This window comes from Roseateles depolymerans (assembly GCF_003387155.1).
GTDB lineage: Bacteria > Pseudomonadota > Gammaproteobacteria > Burkholderiales > Burkholderiaceae_C > Roseateles > Roseateles depolymerans.
In genome coordinates, this window is sequence record NZ_QUMT01000005.1 from 31,884 (window position 1) to 47,830 (window position 15,947).

13 protein-coding genes are annotated in these 15,947 nt (G+C 68.2%); 3 read left to right on the plus strand and 10 right to left on the minus strand.

Annotation, left to right across the window (positions count from 1 at the left end; all coding sequences use genetic code 11):
- Nucleotides 1-143: 143 nt before the first annotated feature.
- On the plus strand, nt 144-1,250 hold the full coding sequence (locus DES44_RS20785; protein ID WP_147307162.1) for a threonine aldolase family protein: 1,107 nt from the start codon (nt 144-146) through the stop codon (nt 1,248-1,250).
- On the opposite strand, the gene DES44_RS20790 is transcribed toward DES44_RS20785, so the two are convergent.
- The 5 genes from DES44_RS20790 to DES44_RS20810 all read right to left on the minus strand — a co-directional run bounded on the left by DES44_RS20790 (nt 1,251) and on the right by DES44_RS20810 (nt 6,253).
- Nucleotides 1,251-2,651, minus strand: coding sequence for a BaiN/RdsA family NAD(P)/FAD-dependent oxidoreductase (locus DES44_RS20790; RefSeq protein WP_083525411.1), 1,401 nt, complete (start codon nt 2,649-2,651; stop codon nt 1,251-1,253).
- A gap of 87 nt (nt 2,652-2,738) precedes the next feature.
- Nucleotides 2,739-3,635 carry an SDR family oxidoreductase gene (locus DES44_RS20795; protein WP_058934266.1) on the minus strand — a complete coding sequence of 299 codons (897 nt, stop codon included), beginning with the start codon at nt 3,633-3,635 and terminating at the stop codon, nt 2,739-2,741.
- Nucleotides 3,632-4,567 carry a glutathione S-transferase family protein gene (locus DES44_RS20800; RefSeq protein ID WP_058934265.1) on the minus strand — a complete coding sequence of 312 codons (936 nt, stop codon included), beginning with the start codon at nt 4,565-4,567 and terminating at the stop codon, nt 3,632-3,634. The genes DES44_RS20795 and DES44_RS20800 overlap by 4 nt, the downstream gene beginning before the upstream one ends.
- Nucleotides 4,568-4,709: 142 nt before the next feature.
- Complete coding sequence (locus DES44_RS20805; RefSeq protein WP_083525410.1) at nt 4,710-5,234, minus strand: GNAT family N-acetyltransferase; 525 nt, start codon at nt 5,232-5,234, stop codon at nt 4,710-4,712.
- The gene (locus DES44_RS20810) at nt 5,234-6,253 is read right to left on the minus strand and encodes an NADP-dependent oxidoreductase (RefSeq protein WP_058934264.1); all 1,020 of its coding nucleotides are present in this window, start codon (nt 6,251-6,253) and stop codon (nt 5,234-5,236) included. Before DES44_RS20810 ends, DES44_RS20805 begins: the two co-directional genes overlap by 1 nt.
- 261 nt (nt 6,254-6,514) lie before the next feature.
- Here DES44_RS20810 and DES44_RS20815 point away from each other — a divergent pair, with 261 nt between their 5' ends.
- The gene (locus DES44_RS20815; RefSeq protein WP_058934263.1) at nt 6,515-7,945 is read left to right on the plus strand and encodes a hypothetical protein; all 1,431 of its coding nucleotides are present in this window, start codon (nt 6,515-6,517) and stop codon (nt 7,943-7,945) included.
- A 13-nt stretch (nt 7,946-7,958) separates the two neighbouring features.
- Here the strand turns inward: DES44_RS20815 and DES44_RS20820 are convergent, their stop codons facing one another.
- The 5 genes from DES44_RS20820 to DES44_RS20840 form a co-directional block, all read right to left on the minus strand.
- Nucleotides 7,959-8,411, minus strand: a complete 453-nt coding sequence (locus DES44_RS20820; RefSeq protein WP_058934262.1) for a PaaI family thioesterase — start codon at nt 8,409-8,411, stop codon at nt 7,959-7,961.
- Nucleotides 8,412-8,428: 17 nt separating this feature from the next.
- Nucleotides 8,429-9,220: an SDR family oxidoreductase gene (locus DES44_RS20825; RefSeq protein ID WP_058934261.1), complete on the minus strand. Its 792-nt coding sequence runs from the start codon at nt 9,218-9,220 to the stop codon at nt 8,429-8,431.
- 21 nt (nt 9,221-9,241) lie between these two features.
- Nucleotides 9,242-11,059: an acyl-CoA dehydrogenase gene (locus DES44_RS20830; protein WP_058937263.1), complete on the minus strand. Its 1,818-nt coding sequence runs from the start codon at nt 11,057-11,059 to the stop codon at nt 9,242-9,244.
- 86 nt (nt 11,060-11,145) lie between these two features.
- Nucleotides 11,146-12,321, minus strand: a complete 1,176-nt coding sequence (locus DES44_RS20835) for an acetyl-CoA C-acyltransferase (protein ID WP_058934260.1) — start codon at nt 12,319-12,321, stop codon at nt 11,146-11,148.
- A 16-nt stretch (nt 12,322-12,337) separates the two neighbouring features.
- Nucleotides 12,338-14,434: a 3-hydroxyacyl-CoA dehydrogenase NAD-binding domain-containing protein gene (locus DES44_RS20840; protein ID WP_058934259.1), complete on the minus strand. Its 2,097-nt coding sequence runs from the start codon at nt 14,432-14,434 to the stop codon at nt 12,338-12,340.
- A 155-nt stretch (nt 14,435-14,589) separates the two neighbouring features.
- On the opposite strand from DES44_RS20840, the gene DES44_RS20845 reads away from it, so the two are divergent.
- Complete coding sequence (locus DES44_RS20845) at nt 14,590-15,936, plus strand: hypothetical protein (protein WP_058934258.1); 1,347 nt, start codon at nt 14,590-14,592, stop codon at nt 15,934-15,936.
- Nucleotides 15,937-15,947: the final 11 nt, after the last annotated feature.

Genomic DNA, 15,947 nt, shown 5'->3' on the forward strand with positions numbered 1-15,947 from the left:
CCGGCCCTGAGGCCCGCGGCATCGTGTCCATTCTGCGGGATTTGGCTCTGGCCTGGCAGCGCCGTCGTCACGGCCTGGCCAACCGTGCGCGACCGCACGCGGCCGCCCCCAGTCGCCTGCAGGCCAATGCTCTAATCGCCGCCATGCCTGACATCCGCCCTTCCCACCTCGAGACCACCCTTCGTCTTCAGTGCAGCCGCTGGCTGAACGGCCATCGCCCCGCGCGTTCGATGCAGGCCTCGCTGCTCGCGCTGAGCCAGGTGGCGGAAGCGTCATTGCCGCTGGACGTCTATGGCGACGGTATCGCCATGCAGACGCTGGAAGCGGACGTGGCCGCCCTGCTGGGCAAGCCCGCTGCCAGCTTCTTCCACAAGGGCGTTGCCGCCCAGCTCGCCGCCCTTCGCGGCTGGTGTGGGGAGGGCCAGGGCCCCGTCGCTCTGCATCCGCAATGCCACATTGCCGTGGACGAGTCCGATGCCTTCGAGCACCTGATGGGCCTGCGCGGCCTTCAGGTCGGCGCGCCCGACACGCCGTTCACCGTGCAGGCGCTGCAGGCCCTGCCGGAGAAACCGGCGGTGGTGGTGGTGGAACTTCCCCTGCGCCGCGCAGGCTTCCAACTGACGGCATGGGACGATCTGGTGGCCATCAGCGACTGGTGCCGTCGCGAGGGCATTGCGCTGCATCTGGATGGCGCCCGGCTGTGGGAAGCCCAGCCTCATTACGAGCGGCCGCTGGCCGAGATCGCGGCGCTGGCGGATTCCGTGTACGTGTCCTTCTACAAGGGCCTGGGCGGCTTGTCCGGCGCGATGCTGCTGGGCAGCGAGGCCTTCATCGAGGCATTGCGCCCCTGGAAAAGCCGCCTGGCGGGGAATGTCTACACCCTGTACCCCTTCGTGCTGAGCGCGTTCCAGGGGCTGCGGGAACAGTTGCCCCACATGGCGGACTATCGCAACCGGGCGCGGAACCTGGCCGCCCACTTGGCGCGTGTGCCGTCCTGGCACGTCGCGCCGGAGCCGCCCCCCACCAATTCATTCCAGCTGCACCTGCCGGTGGCGCCGGATGCCCTTCGGGAGACCATGCTGGCCGTCGCCCGCGAGCAAGGATTCTGGCTGGGCGCGCGCACCACGCCCTCCCACAAGATCGCCGATGGCGCCATGGTCGAGGTGGTGGTGGGCAACGCCGCCCAGGACTGGACGGACGACGAGGTCGTCACCCTCTGGCAGCAGGTGGTGAGCGCCGCACAGCGCTGATCAACGCTTCGCGTGGCGGAGCCAGGTGGCGGCACCGTCACCCGCCACCACGCCACTGGCCATGGTGGCCGTGAGCAGATAACCGCCGGTGGGCGCTTCCCAGTCCAGCATCTCCCCGGCCACGAAGACGCCGGGACGGCGCTTGACCATCAGGTGCTCATCCAGTGACTCCAGTTGCACGCCGCCGGCGGTGCTGATGACTTCCGCGATGGGCCGGGGCGCCGCCAGATGCAGCGGCAAGGCCTTGATGGTTCGTGCCAGCGTGACGACGTCGCCGTACTGGGACTTGTCCAGCACTTCGTGCAGCAATGCGGCCTTGAGCCCGTCCAGGTTGAGACGGCTCTTGAGGTGGGAGGACATCGAACGCGACCCGCGCGGATACGCCACCTGCTCCGCCACCCAGGCCGTGTCACGTCCTGGCAGCAGATCCAGATGGATCAGCGCCTCGCCCTGCGCCTCGATGACGTCACGGATCAGCGCCGACGCGGCATACACCAGCGAGCCTTCGATGCCGGTGGCGGTGACCACGAACTCGCCCTGCCGCGAGAACTCCCGGCCGTCCGGCGACGACACGCTCAGGGCCACCGGCTTGACAGGCTGGCCGGCGAACTTCTCAACGAAGAACGGTGTCCAGCCGGCCTCGCGGCTGGCAGCACCAGCGGCACCAACGGTGCCAGCCGACTGAGCACCGGTCGCCTGCGCCGTGTCGCCCGCCACGCTAGCATCGGCGCGGCGCCGACCCAGATCAAAGCCGCAGTTGGCCGGCCGCAGCGCACGCACGTCGGCGCCCGCCTCGGTCAGCAGCGGCACCCACCGGCCATCGGACCCGAGCTGCGGCCAGGACGCACCGCCCAGGGCCAGCACGACCGCATCACCCCGCCACACCGATTCGCCGTCCGGACCCTGGAAGCGGCAACCGCCCTCCTCCGTCCAGCCCAGCCAGCGATGCCGCATGTGCAGGCGCACGCCCTGCCCGCGCAAGCGATGCAGCCAGGCGCGCAGCAGCGGGGCTGCCTTGAGGTCCTTGGGAAACACGCGTCCGGAGGTTCCGACAAAGGTCTCCACCCCCAGGTCCGCCGCCCAGCGGCGCAGCGCTTCACCGTCGAAACGGTCCAGCCAGGGGCTCACCGCCGACTGGCGCTCGAAATAGCGCTCCTCGAAACGGGGACGCGCCTCCGAATGGGTGAGATTGAGACCGCCCTTGCCGGCCAGCAGGAACTTGCGGCCCACGGAGGCCATCGCATCAAAGAGATCGACCTGCACACCGGCCAGCGCCAGGCGCTCGGCGGCCATCAGGCCGGCGGGGCCGCCGCCGATGACCAGCACGCGGCCACCGGGGCCGGGCGTGGCATCAGGTTGGGAGGACGAGGGAAAGGGGGAGGAAGCGTTGTGATCGGGCATGTTGAGACCCGGCGCAAAACTCCATCAACATCAGGGCGCCGGGACGGCAGTGTGCCAGACGCGGCGCCCTTTCGGTCCCGGATGGCTTCAGCCTTCCCGCAACGCCTTGCGCAGGCCGGCGCCGATGTCCGGCCGATCCTTGAACGGATCGGTCGGATTGCGCCCCTGCATCACATCCTCCAGCCGCGTCTGCACGCCCTGCAGGGCCTGCGGATGGCTGAAGATGTAGAAGCGCTCCTCGTCCATGGCGTCGAACACCATGCGGGCCACGTCCGCGGCGCTGAGCTTGCCGGAGGACACCGCCTTGTCGGTCTGCGCCTGCGAGATCAGCTGGCTGCGCGTGGGCTTGCTGCCCCGCAAGGCCTCGGGACGGTTCCGATGACTCTGGGTGATGCCGGTGGGCACGAAGAACGGGCACAGCACCGAGCACTTGACCTGGTCAGTCACCAGGGACAGGTCCTGGTAGAGGGTTTCGCTGAGCGACACCACCGCATGCTTGGACACGTTGTAGACGCCCATGTTGGGCGGGTTCAGCATGCCGGCCATGGACGACGTGTTGACGATGTGGCCCTGCCAGGATGGGTCGGCCTGCGCCGCCGCCAGCATCATGGGCGTGAACAGCCGCACCCCATGCACCACGCCCATCAGGTTCACGCCCAGCACCCATTCCCAGTCGCTGAGGCTGTTCTCCCAGATCAGTCCGCCGGAGCCGACGCCCGCATTGTTGAAGACGAAGTGCGGCGCCCCGAAACGTTCCTGCACCGCCGTGGCCAGCGCTTCCATCTCGTCGGCCTTGGCCACGTCCACCCGGCGTGCCAGCACCGGATGGGCGGCGAACTCCTGCGCCGCGCGGTCCAGCGCATCCTGCTGCACATCACACAGCACCAGGTTCATGCCGCGCGATGCGGCAATGCGGGCCACTTCGAGGCCGAAGCCCGAGCCCGCGCCGGTGATGACCGCCGTCTTGCCTTGATAGTCCTTCATGCGCCTGTCTCCTGTTTCTTGAGCATGTAGCCGATGCGCGGGAAGTGCACATGCACCCGGCCCGCCCGTTCGTCGTCCCGCGCCAGGGTGACGCGGCCCGTGTCCAGCCCCACCAGCACCCCGGTCACCGCATCCCGCGCATAGTCAGCCGGGGTGACGCTGACACGCTCACCCGCGGTGAAGCCCAGGCCCGGCTGGACCGAAGCGGCGGCCGGCGTGCCGGCGCGGGCGACGGCAATCGCTTCCTCCCCGTCCAGCTTGCCGGCGCGCTCGCCATGGCCCAGCGCCGCAACGCGCGACATCCAGGTCTTGAGGCCCTCATGCGGCGCCAGGATGTCTGCCATGGCGCCTGCGCGTGAGACGAACCACAGCGGGTGATAGACGCTCAGATCGGCGATGGATGGCTGCGCGCCCAGCAGCCAGGGACGACCGTCCTGGAGCAGGTCCGACAGCCAGGCCAGATAGTGCGTCAGCGCCGCGCTGGCATCGGGGCCGCTGATGCGCGGCGTGCCTTCGGACATGGCCCGCCGGTCCGCCGCGAAGGCCTTGATGACCTCGGGCGGTGCACCGGCAAAGATGGCCTTGATGCCGTCGGGCTGCATGGCGTGGGGCAGTGCCGTCCAGAACAGGTCGGTATCGGCCCACTGGGCCAGCAGACGCGCCTGGCCGCCCACTCCCTCGGGGTAGAGGCTGGGCGCCGGCTGACGCTGTTCGAGGACCTCGGCGATCAGGGCGGTGTCGCAGTAGATGTCCGCGCCCACCTGCAAAAAGGGCGTGCGCCGGTAGCCGCCGGTCAGGGCCACCACATCCGGCTTGGGCAGCATCATCGGCACGGTGACCGATCGCCAGGCCAGGCCCTTGAGGCCCATCATCAGCCGCGTCTTCTCGGCAAACGGCGAACTGCCGTAGTGGTGGAGGATCAGGTCGCTCATCGTTGTCTCCAAAGCGATTTCAAAGCGAATCCAAAACGATTCCGAAGCGGGCCTGCCGGTCTGGTGCCGGTCTGATGTGTGTTGACGGCCCGTGGATGCGGTCGGGGGCCGGCGCGGGGGGTGCGCCCGCCCCCGCTCGCGATCAACCCGACACGGAACGGCGCATGTCGATGTGGGGAATGCCGTCCTCGTCGTAGACGTCGGAAATGGCGGTGAAGCCAAAGCTGGCGTAGAAGTCCTGCAGATGCGCCTGAGCGCCCAGCTCGATGGCCATGCCCGGCCACAGCCGCTCACAGGCGGCCAGCGCCTGCTGCATCAGCTGCCGGCCCAGCCCGGTCCCGCGCGCAGAAGGCGCCGTGATGACCCGCCCGATGCGAGCCGCAGGCTGGCCCGGCCGGCCAGCGGCCGCGCGTGACGGCGTCGGCGCTACTGAGCCCTGCGCATGGCTCGCCGCAGCCTCAGGCGCCAGCAGGCGCGCATACGCCAGCAGCGCCCCGTTCGCGTCCAGCGCCTGCAGATGCCAGGCGCCTTCGTCCAGCCCGTCCGGGTCGAGGTAGATGCATTGCTGCTCCACCACGAACACCTCCGAGCGCAGCTTCAGCATGCGATAGAGCGCCACGGCGCTCATCGACGGCAGCGCCTCGCAGCGCCATTCATGCACGCTCATCAGATCAGCTTGACCAGTTGCTTGCCGAAGTTGCGGCCCTTGAGCAGGCCCAGGAAGGCCTCCGGCGCACTGTCCAGGCCCTGCGCCACGGTCTCGCGGTACTTGAGCTTGCCGGTGGCCACCAGCGTGCCCAGCTCCTTCAGCGCTTCCGGCCACACGTCCATGTGTTCGGAGACGATGAAGCCTTCCACCTTCATGCGGTTGACCAGGATCAGCTGCGGCGCCGTCATCGGAATCGGCTCGCCGTTGTAGCCGGCGATCATGCCGCACATGGCAATGCGGCTGAAAGCATTGGCACGCAGCATCACCGCGTCCAGGATCATGCCGCCGACGTTCTCGAAGTAGCCGTCGATGCCATTCGGGCATTCGGCCTTCAGCGCTGCCGCCAGCGACTTCACATCCTTGTGCTGCTTGTAGTCGATGCAGGCGTCAAAGCCCAGTTCCTCGACCACATAGCGGCACTTCTCGGCCCCACCGGCCAGGCCCACCGCACGCGCGCCGCGCACCTTGGCCAGTTGGCCCACCGCGCCGCCGACCGCGCCGCTGGCCGCGCTGACCACCACCGTCTCGCCGGCCTTGGGGTTGATGATCTTCACCAGGCCATACCAGCCGGTCACGCCCGGCATGCCGACCGCGCCCAGATAGGCGGACAGCGGCACATGGGTGGTGTCCACCTTCTGCAGCACGCCGCGCTGCTGGCCATCCACCACCTGAAACTCCTGCCAGCCGCCCATGCCCACGACCTTGTCGCCAACGGCGAAGTGGCTGTTCTTCGAGGCCACCACCTCGCCCACCGTGCCGCCGATCATCACCTGGTTGAGCGGCTGCGGGTCCGCATAGCTCTTGCTCTCGCTCATGCGGCCGCGCATGTACGGGTCCAGGCTCAGGTAGTGGTTGCGCACCAGCACCTGGCCGTCCGCCAGGTCGGGCACCGGTGTCTCCACCAGCTTGAAGTTGTCGGCGGTGGGTTCACCGGTCGGGCGGGAGGCCAGGTGGATCTGGCGGTTGATCTGGGTCATGGAACGCTCCTCTGAGGGATCAGGCTTCCCAACAAACCGCGCACCTGCGGGCCTGCTGGGAAATAGCAAATTTTGGTCATTGAACCACGTTGATTCGTGGGGCTGAAGTCCCTTGCGTGACAAGCATGCTCTCAAGGGGCACGCCGGTTGAACTCAAATTTGATCAAGCTTTTGACACAGCGCGCGTCACCACAGTTGTCGACTGCGAACCCTGCAGGTTGTCTCGCGACTACGTGGTGCCCACCGTCTGGAGTACGCGCCATGAGCTTGATCCACAGTATCCAATCCCAATTCCATCGTCTTCGGGGCGATACCCCCAAGGCCCACACCGTCCCGCTGAAGGACCCCCAGCTCCAATCCTGGTGCAAGGCCCAGCCGGGCCATTCGTCCAAGGCAGCGATGGCGCTGGCCGGCGACTTGCAGCAGGCGCTGCTCAGCCAGCCCCGCGAGCTGGACCTGTCGCGGCATTCACCGCAACTGGTGTCCACGCTGCCGCGCGACTGCATCCGGGCCTTGCGCCCTGCTCTGGATAATCTGACGCTGCCGTCCGGCTGTGAAGCGGCCACCGTGCTGAACTTTGCCGAGCAGCTGAATCTGCGGGAGCTGACCGCTCACGATGTGCAGCCTCGCGGCGCCGTGCGGGACCGGGACCTGCCGTCGGGGCTGGTGGTCCTTCATTGCGATGAAGGCCTGATGCCCGCCGCTGACCGGGCCTCCACCCTCCGTGTGCTGGACACCGTGGGCGCCCGCACAGCGCCACTGCGCCCGATGCGCCACACCGCATTGAGCGCCCCGGACACGACGCAGAGCCAGCCGAAGACCCCGGTGACGGTCGCGCGCTGGAACGCCGCGGCGACCCAGGCGAACAAGCTGATGGCGGCGCATCAGCCGCAGGCCCGGCTGGCGTCCGTGGATGCCGCGCCCGGGCTGGAGTCGCACGAAGCGGCTGAGCTGCACGACCTGCTGCAGGCCGTGCCGACCGAGCTGCTTCCGGTGCGAGGCCGCCACGCCGCCCGTCTGGCCTGCGAGTGGCTGGCGGAAGGGGGCCGCAGTGAGCTGAGCCCGGAGCAGGCCCGTCACCTGCACACGGCCATCACTCAGGCCCGACTGGCCTTCCTCGTCCCCATGGAAAAGGGCCTGCGTGTGTCGGACGCTGCCGACCAGTTGCGCTTGCACCAACTGCGCGAATGGGAAAACGTCGGGGCCACCACCCACGAACGCCGCACCCGCGAAGCCGGTTTCGAACGCGACCTCCAGCTCTGCCACGACCAGCTCAAGGCGCACTTTCAAAACGGCGTCAAAGGGCTGCAGCCACGCTCCCGTCCGAGCGCTTCGGTCCCCTCGGGCGAACTGGCCCGCGCACGCACCCAGCTCGCGCCGTTCCTGGAATGGATGAAAACCGCCCCCATGCCGCCTGCGCGGATGAACATTTCCCCGCTGCAATTGGCGCCGCTGGAGCCGCTGGTCCGACGGGCGGCATGGAGTCCTGCCCTGGCCACTCCTGATCGGCTCGCGCTGCTCTCCTGTTCCTACGTGATCGAGCGGGTGGCCGCCGGCAAGACCTCCAGCCTGTCCCGCACGGAGGTGGCCACGCTGGCCGATGGTCTGGCCGTGCTGGGCCGTTTGCCGGCAGATGACACCGCGCCCCCGCTGCCGCACCCGCGCCCCGACCGCAACCCCGTCACCGTTTGAGGCCTGCCCGGGCTCAGCCGGTCGTGCGCTGCAGCGCTTTGAGACTGCGGCCGCGCCCCGGCAGCGCCTTGAGGTACTTGAAGGTCCCGGTGGCATGGGCGCAGAGCTTGCCGTCCTCCCCCAGCACCGAGCCTTCGCAGAAGGCCATGGTGGTGGAGCGATGCAGCAGCCGCCCCACCGCCCGCAACTGCCCTTCCCCGGGCCGCATGAAGCTGGTCTTCATTTCCACCGTCACCACGCCGGGGCCGAAGTCCGGCTGGTCCCGATGGATGCTGCGGGCCGCATGGGCCATGGCCACGTCCAGCAGCGTCATCAACACGCCGCCGTGGGCCACTTCCCAGGAGTTCAGGTGCAGCTCGCGCACCGACAGTCTCAGTTCGGCTTCCCCGTCGTCCAGGCGGATCAGCTCGAAACCGAGCTGCTGAACAAACGGGATGTGCACCGGAAAGGCAAGAGAGGTCGTCATGGCCGCGAGGATACCGCTCAGCCGCCATGCACGGCGGAGACGCCTCCGTCCACCGCCAGCACCTGCCCGGTGATGTGCTTGCCGGCCCGGCTGGCAAACAGCAGCGCGGCGCCTTTGAGGTCGTCGTCGTCGCCGATGCGGCGCAGCGGCGCGTGGGCCGCGAGCTTGTCCTGGCCGATGCTGGCCATCAGGCCCTTGGTCATCTTGCTGGGGAAAAAGCCCGGCGCCAGGGCGTTGACGGTGATGCCGTATTCGCCCCACTCCCCGGCCAGCGCGCGGGTGAAGTTCACCGCCGCGCCCTTGCTGGTGTTGTAGGCAATGGTCTTCATCAAACCGCTGTTGCCGCTCAGGCCCGCGATGGACGCCACATTGATGATGCGGCCCTGGCGGCGCGGAATCATGCTCTGACGGGCGGCTTCCTGGCTCATCACGAAGAGGCTGCGGATGTTCAGGTCCATCACCTTGTCCCAGGCCTCCACCGGATGGTCCTCGGCCGGTGCGCCCCAGGTGGCGCCCGCGTTGTTCACCAGGATGTCGATCTGGCCGAGCCGCTGCACCGTCTGGCTGACGATGCTGCGCGCCTGCGCCTCATCGGCGGCATCGGCGGCGATGTATTGCGCATCGATGCCGCGCGCCTTCAAATGGGCCACCGCCTCTTCCAGGTCAGCCGCCTTGCGGGAGCTGATCATGACGCGGGCACCGGCTTCGCCCAGCGCTTCGGCGATCTGCAGGCCCAGCCCGCGCGACCCGCCGGTCACCAGGGCCACCTGGCCTGTGAGGTCAAACAGGTCCAGCACTTTGCTGCTCATCGGTGTCTCCTTGGTTATGGTTCAGAACCAGCGGTCCTGCATCTCACGGACCAGCGGCTCGCGGCGTTCCACCACCGACAGCCAGGCCGCGATGCGGGGCAGCTCGTATGCATAGAAATAGCGCTGCGCGGCCCGTTTGCCCTGCGCGGCATCGTCATCGCGGCCTTCCACGGCCAGGGCCAGCTCCAGCCAGATCCAGGCCATCACGGTGTGGCCAAAGGCCTGCAGATACGGCGTGGCATTGGCCAGCGCCTCTTCCGGCACGCCGGTGGCCCAGGCCTTCTTGGTGGCCGATCCGACCGCTGCCAGCGCGCCGGCCAGCGCGGTCGCCGCCGAGGCCAAGCCTTCCACCTGCCCGGCCCGCTGCACCGTCTCGTTGATGCGGCCAGCCAGCGTCATCAGCGCCTTGCCGCCGTCCATCACCACCTTGCGCCCCAGCAGGTCCAGCGCCTGGATGCCGTGGGTGCCTTCATGGATCATGTTCAGGCGGTTGTCCCGCCAGTACTGCTCCACCGGGAAGTCCCGGGTGTAGCCGTAGCCGCCCAGCACCTGGATGGCCAGCGAATTGGCCTCCAGGCACCATTCGCTGGGCCAGCTCTTGGCAATGGGCGTGAGCACTTCCAGCATCAGTTGCGCCTGGGCGGCGGCTTCGGGCGTGCCGGTGGCCTGCTCATCGACCAGCCGGGCGCAATACAGCGCCAGGGCCAGACCGCCTTCCACATAACTCTTTTGCGCCAGCAGCATGCGCTTGACGTCTGCATGCTCGATGATCAGCCGCTGCGGTGCCGCCGCATCCTTGCCGGCCGCCGTCAACGGCCGTCCTTGCGGTCGCTGGCGGGCATAGGCCAGGCTGGCCTCATAGCCGGCATAACCGAGCATCACCGCGCCCAGGCCGACGCCGATGCGGGCCTCGTTCATCATGTGGAACATGCAGCGCAGGCCGTCGCCCGGCTGCCCGACGCGGTAGCCGACGGCCCCGCCGCGGCCGCCGGGACGGTGGCGCCCTTCCCCGAAATTGAGCAGGCAGTTGGTGGTGCCGCGATAGCCCAGCTTGTGGTTGAGCCCGGCCAGCGACACGTCATTGCGCTCGCCGGTGAGCCGGCCCTGCCCATCCACCAGGTGCTTGGGCACGATGAACAGCGACAGGCCCTTCACGCCAGGCGGCAGCTTGCCGTCCGGACCCGGAATCTTGGCCAGCACCAGATGCACGATGTTCTCGGTGATCTCGTGCTCCCCACCGGAGATCCACATCTTGTGGCCGGTCAGGCGGTAGCGGGGACCCAGCGGGTCAGCCTCGAACGTATCCCCGTCCGGCTCGGCGCGGGTGGCCACGTCGCTGAGGGACGAGCCCGCCTGCGGCTCGGACAGGCACATGGTGCCGAACCAGCGGCCGCTGAATTCATTGGCGGCGAAGACCTCCTGCTGCGTCGGCGTGCCATGGGCCATCAGCAGGTTGGCATTGCCCTGGGTGAGCATGGCGTAGCCGCCCATGGCCACGCTGGCCTTGCTGAAGAAGGCATTGGCGGCCATCTCCACCGTTAGTGGCAGTTGCATGCCGCCGCGCTCATGGTCCTGCGCCGCCGCCAGCATGCCGGACTCGACATAGGCCGCCAGCGCCGCATGGGTGGCCGCCGGCAGATGCACCCGCTCGCCGTCGAAGCGCGGCTCCTCGGTGTCGGCCAGACGGTTGAAGGGCGCGAACTTGTCGCGGGCGATGCGCTCGCAGGTGTCCAGCACCGCGTCGAAGGTCTCGCGGGAGTGGTCGGCAAAGCGGGGGCGGTCCTGCAGACGCTGGACCTGGAGCCAGTCGTACAGCAGGAAATCGAGGGTGTCACGCATGGCAAGGTCTCCGCGCCGGTCGGCGCCGGTCCGGCCGCCCTTCACAGGGGCTGCCGGACCTCGAGGGTTTCAGTCCACCGGGGCGGTCACAGCACTTCAAACACGCCCGCAGCGCCCATGCCGCCGCCGATGCACATCGTGACGCACACCCGCTTGGCGCCGCGGCGCTTGCCTTCGATCAGGGCATGGCCGGTCAAGCGCTGGCCGGAGACACCGTAGGGGTGCCCCAGGGCGATCGCGCCGCCGTTGACGTTGAGGCGGTCCATGGGGATGCCCAGCGTGTCGGCGCAATACAGCACCTGCACGGCAAAGGCCTCGTTGAGTTCCCACAGGTCGATGTCCGCCACCGTCAGGCCCAGGCGCTTGAGCACCTTGGGCACGGCGAAGACCGGACCGATGCCCATTTCATCGGGCTCGCAGCCAGCCACCGCAAAGCCGAGGAAACGGCCCAGCGGCTTCAGGCCCTTGCGCTGCGCATAGGCTTCGCTGACCACGGCGCAGGCGCCGGCGCCGTCGCTGAACTGGCTGGCATTGCCGGCCGTGACCACGCCGCCGGGCACGGCGGTGCGGATGTCCTTGATGCTCTCGTAGGTGGTGCCCACGCGCAGGCCTTCGTCGATGCTGACGGTGGCCTCCTGGGTGATCATGCCGCGCACCTTGTCGGCCACGCCGCGGGTGACGGTGATGGGCACGATCTCGGCATTGAACAGCCCTTCGGCCTGGGCCGCACAGGCTTTCTGCTGGCTGCCGGCGCCGTAGTGGTCCATGCGCTCCTTCGGAATCTTGTAGCGCTGGGCGACGTTCTCGGCAGTCTGCAGCATGGACCAGTAGATCTCGGGCTTGTGCTGCGACAGCCAGCCTTCATGGATCATGTGCCGGTTGGCCTCGTTCTGCACGCAGGAGATGCTCTCCACACCGCCGGCGACAAACACATCGCCCTCGCCGGCGATGATGCGCTGGGCCGCGGTGGCGATGGTCTGCAGGCCGCTGGAGCAGAAGCGGTTGATGGTCATGCCGGACACCGACACCGGCAGACCGGCCCGCAGCGCGATCTGGCGGGCGATGTTGCTGCCGGTGGCGCCTTCGGGCGTGGCGCAGCCCATCAGCACATCTTCCACCTCGCCCGGCTCGATGCCGGCGCGCTCCACCGCGGCGCGCACCACATGGCCGCCGAGCGTGGCGCCATGGGTCATGTTGAAGGAGCCTTTCCAGCTCTTGGCCAGCGGGGTGCGGGCCGTGGACACGATCAGTGCGTTGCTCATTCCTAGCTCCTTGTTCTCAGTCGGTGAAGCCCTTGCCCTGCTCGGCCAGACGGGCCAGCAGCGGTGCGGGTTCCCAGAACTTGCCGTCATCCAGCGGGTTGCGGGCAAAGCGCTTCATCGTCTGGACCACGTTGTACAGGCCCACCGTGTCCGCATAACACATCGGGCCGCCGCGCCACAGCGGGAAGCCGTAGCCGGTGAGGTAGACCATGTCGATGTCGGAGGCGCGCAGCGCGATGCCTTCCTCCAGGATGCGGGCGCCTTCGTTGACCAGGGCGAACACCAGGCGCTGCACGATCTCCTCGTCGCTGATCTTGCGCGGCGTGATGCCCAGGGCCGAGCGATGCATGTCGATCATCTCCAGCACGGTGCGGGAGGGAATCGCATCCCGCTTGCCCGGCTGGTAGTCGTACCAGCCCGCACCGGTCTTCTGGCCGAAGCGACCCATCTCGCACAGCAGGTCGGCGGTCTTGGAATAACGCAGGTCCGGCTTTTCGATGTAGCGCCGCTTGCGGATGTACCAGCCCACGTCGTTGCCGGCCAGGTCGCCCATGCGGAACGGGCCCATGGCGAAGCCGAAACGTTCGACCGCCTTGTCCACCTGCTGCGGCGTGCAGCCTTCCTCCAGCAGGAAACCGGCCTGCCGGCTGTACTGCTCGATCATGCGGTTGCCGATGAAGCCGTCGCAGACGCCGGACACCACGCAGGTCTTGCGGATCTTCTTGCCCAGCGCCATCACCGTGGCGAGCACGTCCTTGGCGGTGGCGGCACCGCGCACCACTTCCAGCAGCTTCATCACGTTGGCCGGACTGAAGAAGTGGGTGCCGATGACGTCCTGCGGACGCTTGGTGAAGCTGGCGATCTTGTTGACGTCCAGCGTCGAGGTGTTGCTGGCCAGGATGGCACCAGGCTTCATCACCTCGTCCAGGCGGCGGAAGACCTGCTCCTTGACGCCGATGTCCTCGAACACGGCCTCGATGACCAGGTCCGCATCGCCGATCTCGGTGTAGCTCAGCGTGCCTTGCAGCAACGCCATGCGCTGCGCGTACTTGTCTTCCTTGAGCTTGCCCTTGCGGATCTGGGCTTCGTAGTTTTTGCGGATGGTCTCGATGCCGCGGTCCAGCGCCTCGATCTTCATCTCCAGCAGCGTGACCGGAATGCCGGCATTGAGGAAGTTCATCGCGATGCCGCCGCCCATGGTGCCGGCACCGATGATGGCGACCTTCTGGATCGGCCGCAGCGGCGTGTCCTCCGGCACATCGGGAATCTTCGCAGCGGCACGCTCGGCGAAGAAGGCATGGCGCAGCGCCTTGGATTCCGGCGTCAGCATCAGCTGGGCGAAGGCATCGCGCTCGGCCTTCATGCCGTCCTCGAAGCGCTGGCTCACCGCCGCGGCCACCGCATCGACGCACTGCAGCGGCGCGGGGAAATGCTTGCTCATCGCCTGCACCGTGTTGCGGGCGAACTGGAAGTAGCCCTGCGGCTCGGGATGCTGCGCCTTGAGGTCCCGCACCCGTGGCAGCGGGCGCTTGTCCGCCACCTCCATGGCAAAGGCCACGGCGCCATCGAGCAGGTCGCCCTCGACGATCTTCTGGAACAGCACCTGGCCCGGCACCTGGGCCAGCAGCTCGCTGTTGACCGGCTCGCCGCTGACGATCATGTTCAGCGCCGGCTCCACGCCCAGCGCACGCGGCAGTCGCTGCGTGCCGCCAGCGCCGGGCAACAGGCCCAGCTTCACTTCCGGCAGGGCCACCTTGGTGCCGGGCGCCGCGACGCGGTAGTGGCAGCCCAGCGCCAGCTCCAGGCCACCGCCCATGCAGACGCTGTGGATGGCGGCCACCACCGGCTTGCTGCAGGACTCCACCCGCGCGATCAGCGACAGCAGGTTGGGCTCGGCCAGCGCCTTGGGGGAGCCGAACTCACGGATGTCGGCACCGCCGGAAAACGCCTTGCCGGCGCCGGCGATCACCACCGCCTTGATGGCCGCGTCGTTCTCGGCCCGCTCGATCCCCTCGGCGGTCGCCTTGCGGGTGGCATGGCCCAGGCCATTCACCGGCGGATTGTTCAGCGTGATCACGGCCACCGAGCCGCGGACTTCGTAGTTGGCACTCATGCGTGTTCCTTGAAAAGAACGGTCGTTCGATTCTAGGCAGAGCGCTCGCCGCTGTGATGTCCCTGCGGCGACAAACCGACGGCACCCGCCCAGACATGGAACCTCTTGGCCCTGTTCGGCGACACATGGCGATTCAACCTGGCTGAGGAGCTTCCATGTGGCGGTGCTGTTTCCCCAAACCCCTTCACAGCGCAGATGCCGGAGCCGGCACCCACGCGTTTGAGGCTGCCACCGATGCAGAGCCCGAGGTGGAGCCCGACCCGTCGCCCGGTACCGAGGGTTGGCGGCCGGCGGACGGCGCGGGCCGTCCCTCCCGGCATGAACGGCCCCGCTCGCTGCAGGAGGCCCCCGAGGGCGAAGCCCCGGACCGGCCGGGCGCCTCGCGGGTCAAGGTGCCACTGCTTCGGGCGCTGAGCCAGCCTTCCGCCCCCACGGCGGAGGCGTTGCAGCGCCGCTCGCGCCGAGGCACGTTGGATGGCAGCAGGACGCTCAGTCTCCGGTCCGAGGGCAGCAACGGCCCGGACAGCGTGTTTTCGTCCGGCAGCGACTCTGGCCTGGGTGGGGGGCCGGTTCCTGCCGTCTCCTCCACCGGTCATCTGGACATGTCCGGCATGAGACGGCGCGACTTCATGGCGCTGTCCCAGGACCAGATGCGAGCCATGGGTCGCGATTGCAAGCGGCTGACCCTGCCCCGCGGCTGCACGGCGGAGGCGGTCCGCGCATGGCTCAGGGCCTGCCCGGACATCGAGGAGATCACTGCGCTGGACATCGTGGAAGACGGCAGGCCGTTATCCGCCGTGCAGGCCCAGCAGCTGCGTTATTTCCGGACGTTCCCGCCTGGGCCCAACCCGCTGTACTTGGGGCTCAAGGCCCGCGCAGTGGTGCCCCAGGATCTGGCTCCGCACCCGGACCCGGGCCTGACCCTGGACCGGTTGCGGGGATGGGCGCAAACGCCAGAGACGCTGCCCCAACTGAGCGATGCGGAGTTCGTCGCCATCAGGGATGTGGTGGAACGCCATGTGCTGGACTCTGCCCATAAATTCCGCGATGGATTCTGGGTCACCCCGAGATTCCAAAGCTGCGCACCCGCCCTGATGCAAGCCGTGCCCGCCGAGTTGCTCAGCGGTGTGGACGCGGCCAACCATGCGCACGTCCTGAAACGCCTCTCCGACCGGCGCAACATGCGTCTGAGCTACACGGAGCTGTTGAACTTCGTGAGGCCCATGCTGAAGGCCTGCTGGGACGTCGTGGCGCGTCAGAACGATTCATTCCGTTATGAACGGCGAGCGCCGGACGAGCTTGCAGCGCTGGCGGCCTTGCAGCTCTGGGTGCTGAGTGCGTCGCCGCAGGAAATCGCGGGGCAGCGCGAGCGGGTGGCCGCCTTTGCGCGAAGGTCCGAGCAATGGGGCGATGAGCAATGGCGGCGCCAGTTGATCGATGCCGCGCTGCAGGGTCACACGCCCGTGCTGGACGGCGATCAGGTCGTGTCACAGCGGCCCTGATCAGCCGCACT

Coding starts and splice junctions, on each gene's coding strand:
- DES44_RS20830 (WP_058937263.1), bottom strand. CDS start 11,059: ATGCGTGACACCCTCGATTTCCTGCTGTACGACTGGCTCCAGGTCCAG.
- DES44_RS20820 (WP_058934262.1), bottom strand. CDS start 8,411: ATGACGACCTCTCTTGCCTTTCCGGTGCACATCCCGTTTGTTCAGCAG.
- DES44_RS20785 (WP_147307162.1), top strand. CDS start 144: ATGCCTGACATCCGCCCTTCCCACCTCGAGACCACCCTTCGTCTTCAG.
- DES44_RS20800 (WP_058934265.1), bottom strand. CDS start 4,567: ATGAGCGACCTGATCCTCCACCACTACGGCAGTTCGCCGTTTGCCGAG.
- DES44_RS20815 (WP_058934263.1), top strand. CDS start 6,515: ATGAGCTTGATCCACAGTATCCAATCCCAATTCCATCGTCTTCGGGGC.
- DES44_RS20835 (WP_058934260.1), bottom strand. CDS start 12,321: ATGAGCAACGCACTGATCGTGTCCACGGCCCGCACCCCGCTGGCCAAG.
- DES44_RS20795 (WP_058934266.1), bottom strand. CDS start 3,635: ATGAAGGACTATCAAGGCAAGACGGCGGTCATCACCGGCGCGGGCTCG.
- DES44_RS20845 (WP_058934258.1), top strand. CDS start 14,590: ATGTGGCGGTGCTGTTTCCCCAAACCCCTTCACAGCGCAGATGCCGGA.
- DES44_RS20840 (WP_058934259.1), bottom strand. CDS start 14,434: ATGAGTGCCAACTACGAAGTCCGCGGCTCGGTGGCCGTGATCACGCTG.
- DES44_RS20825 (WP_058934261.1), bottom strand. CDS start 9,220: ATGAGCAGCAAAGTGCTGGACCTGTTTGACCTCACAGGCCAGGTGGCC.
- DES44_RS20805 (WP_083525410.1), bottom strand. CDS start 5,234: ATGAGCGTGCATGAATGGCGCTGCGAGGCGCTGCCGTCGATGAGCGCC.
- DES44_RS20790 (WP_083525411.1), bottom strand. CDS start 2,651: ATGCCCGATCACAACGCTTCCTCCCCCTTTCCCTCGTCCTCCCAACCT.
- DES44_RS20810 (WP_058934264.1), bottom strand. CDS start 6,253: ATGACCCAGATCAACCGCCAGATCCACCTGGCCTCCCGCCCGACCGGT.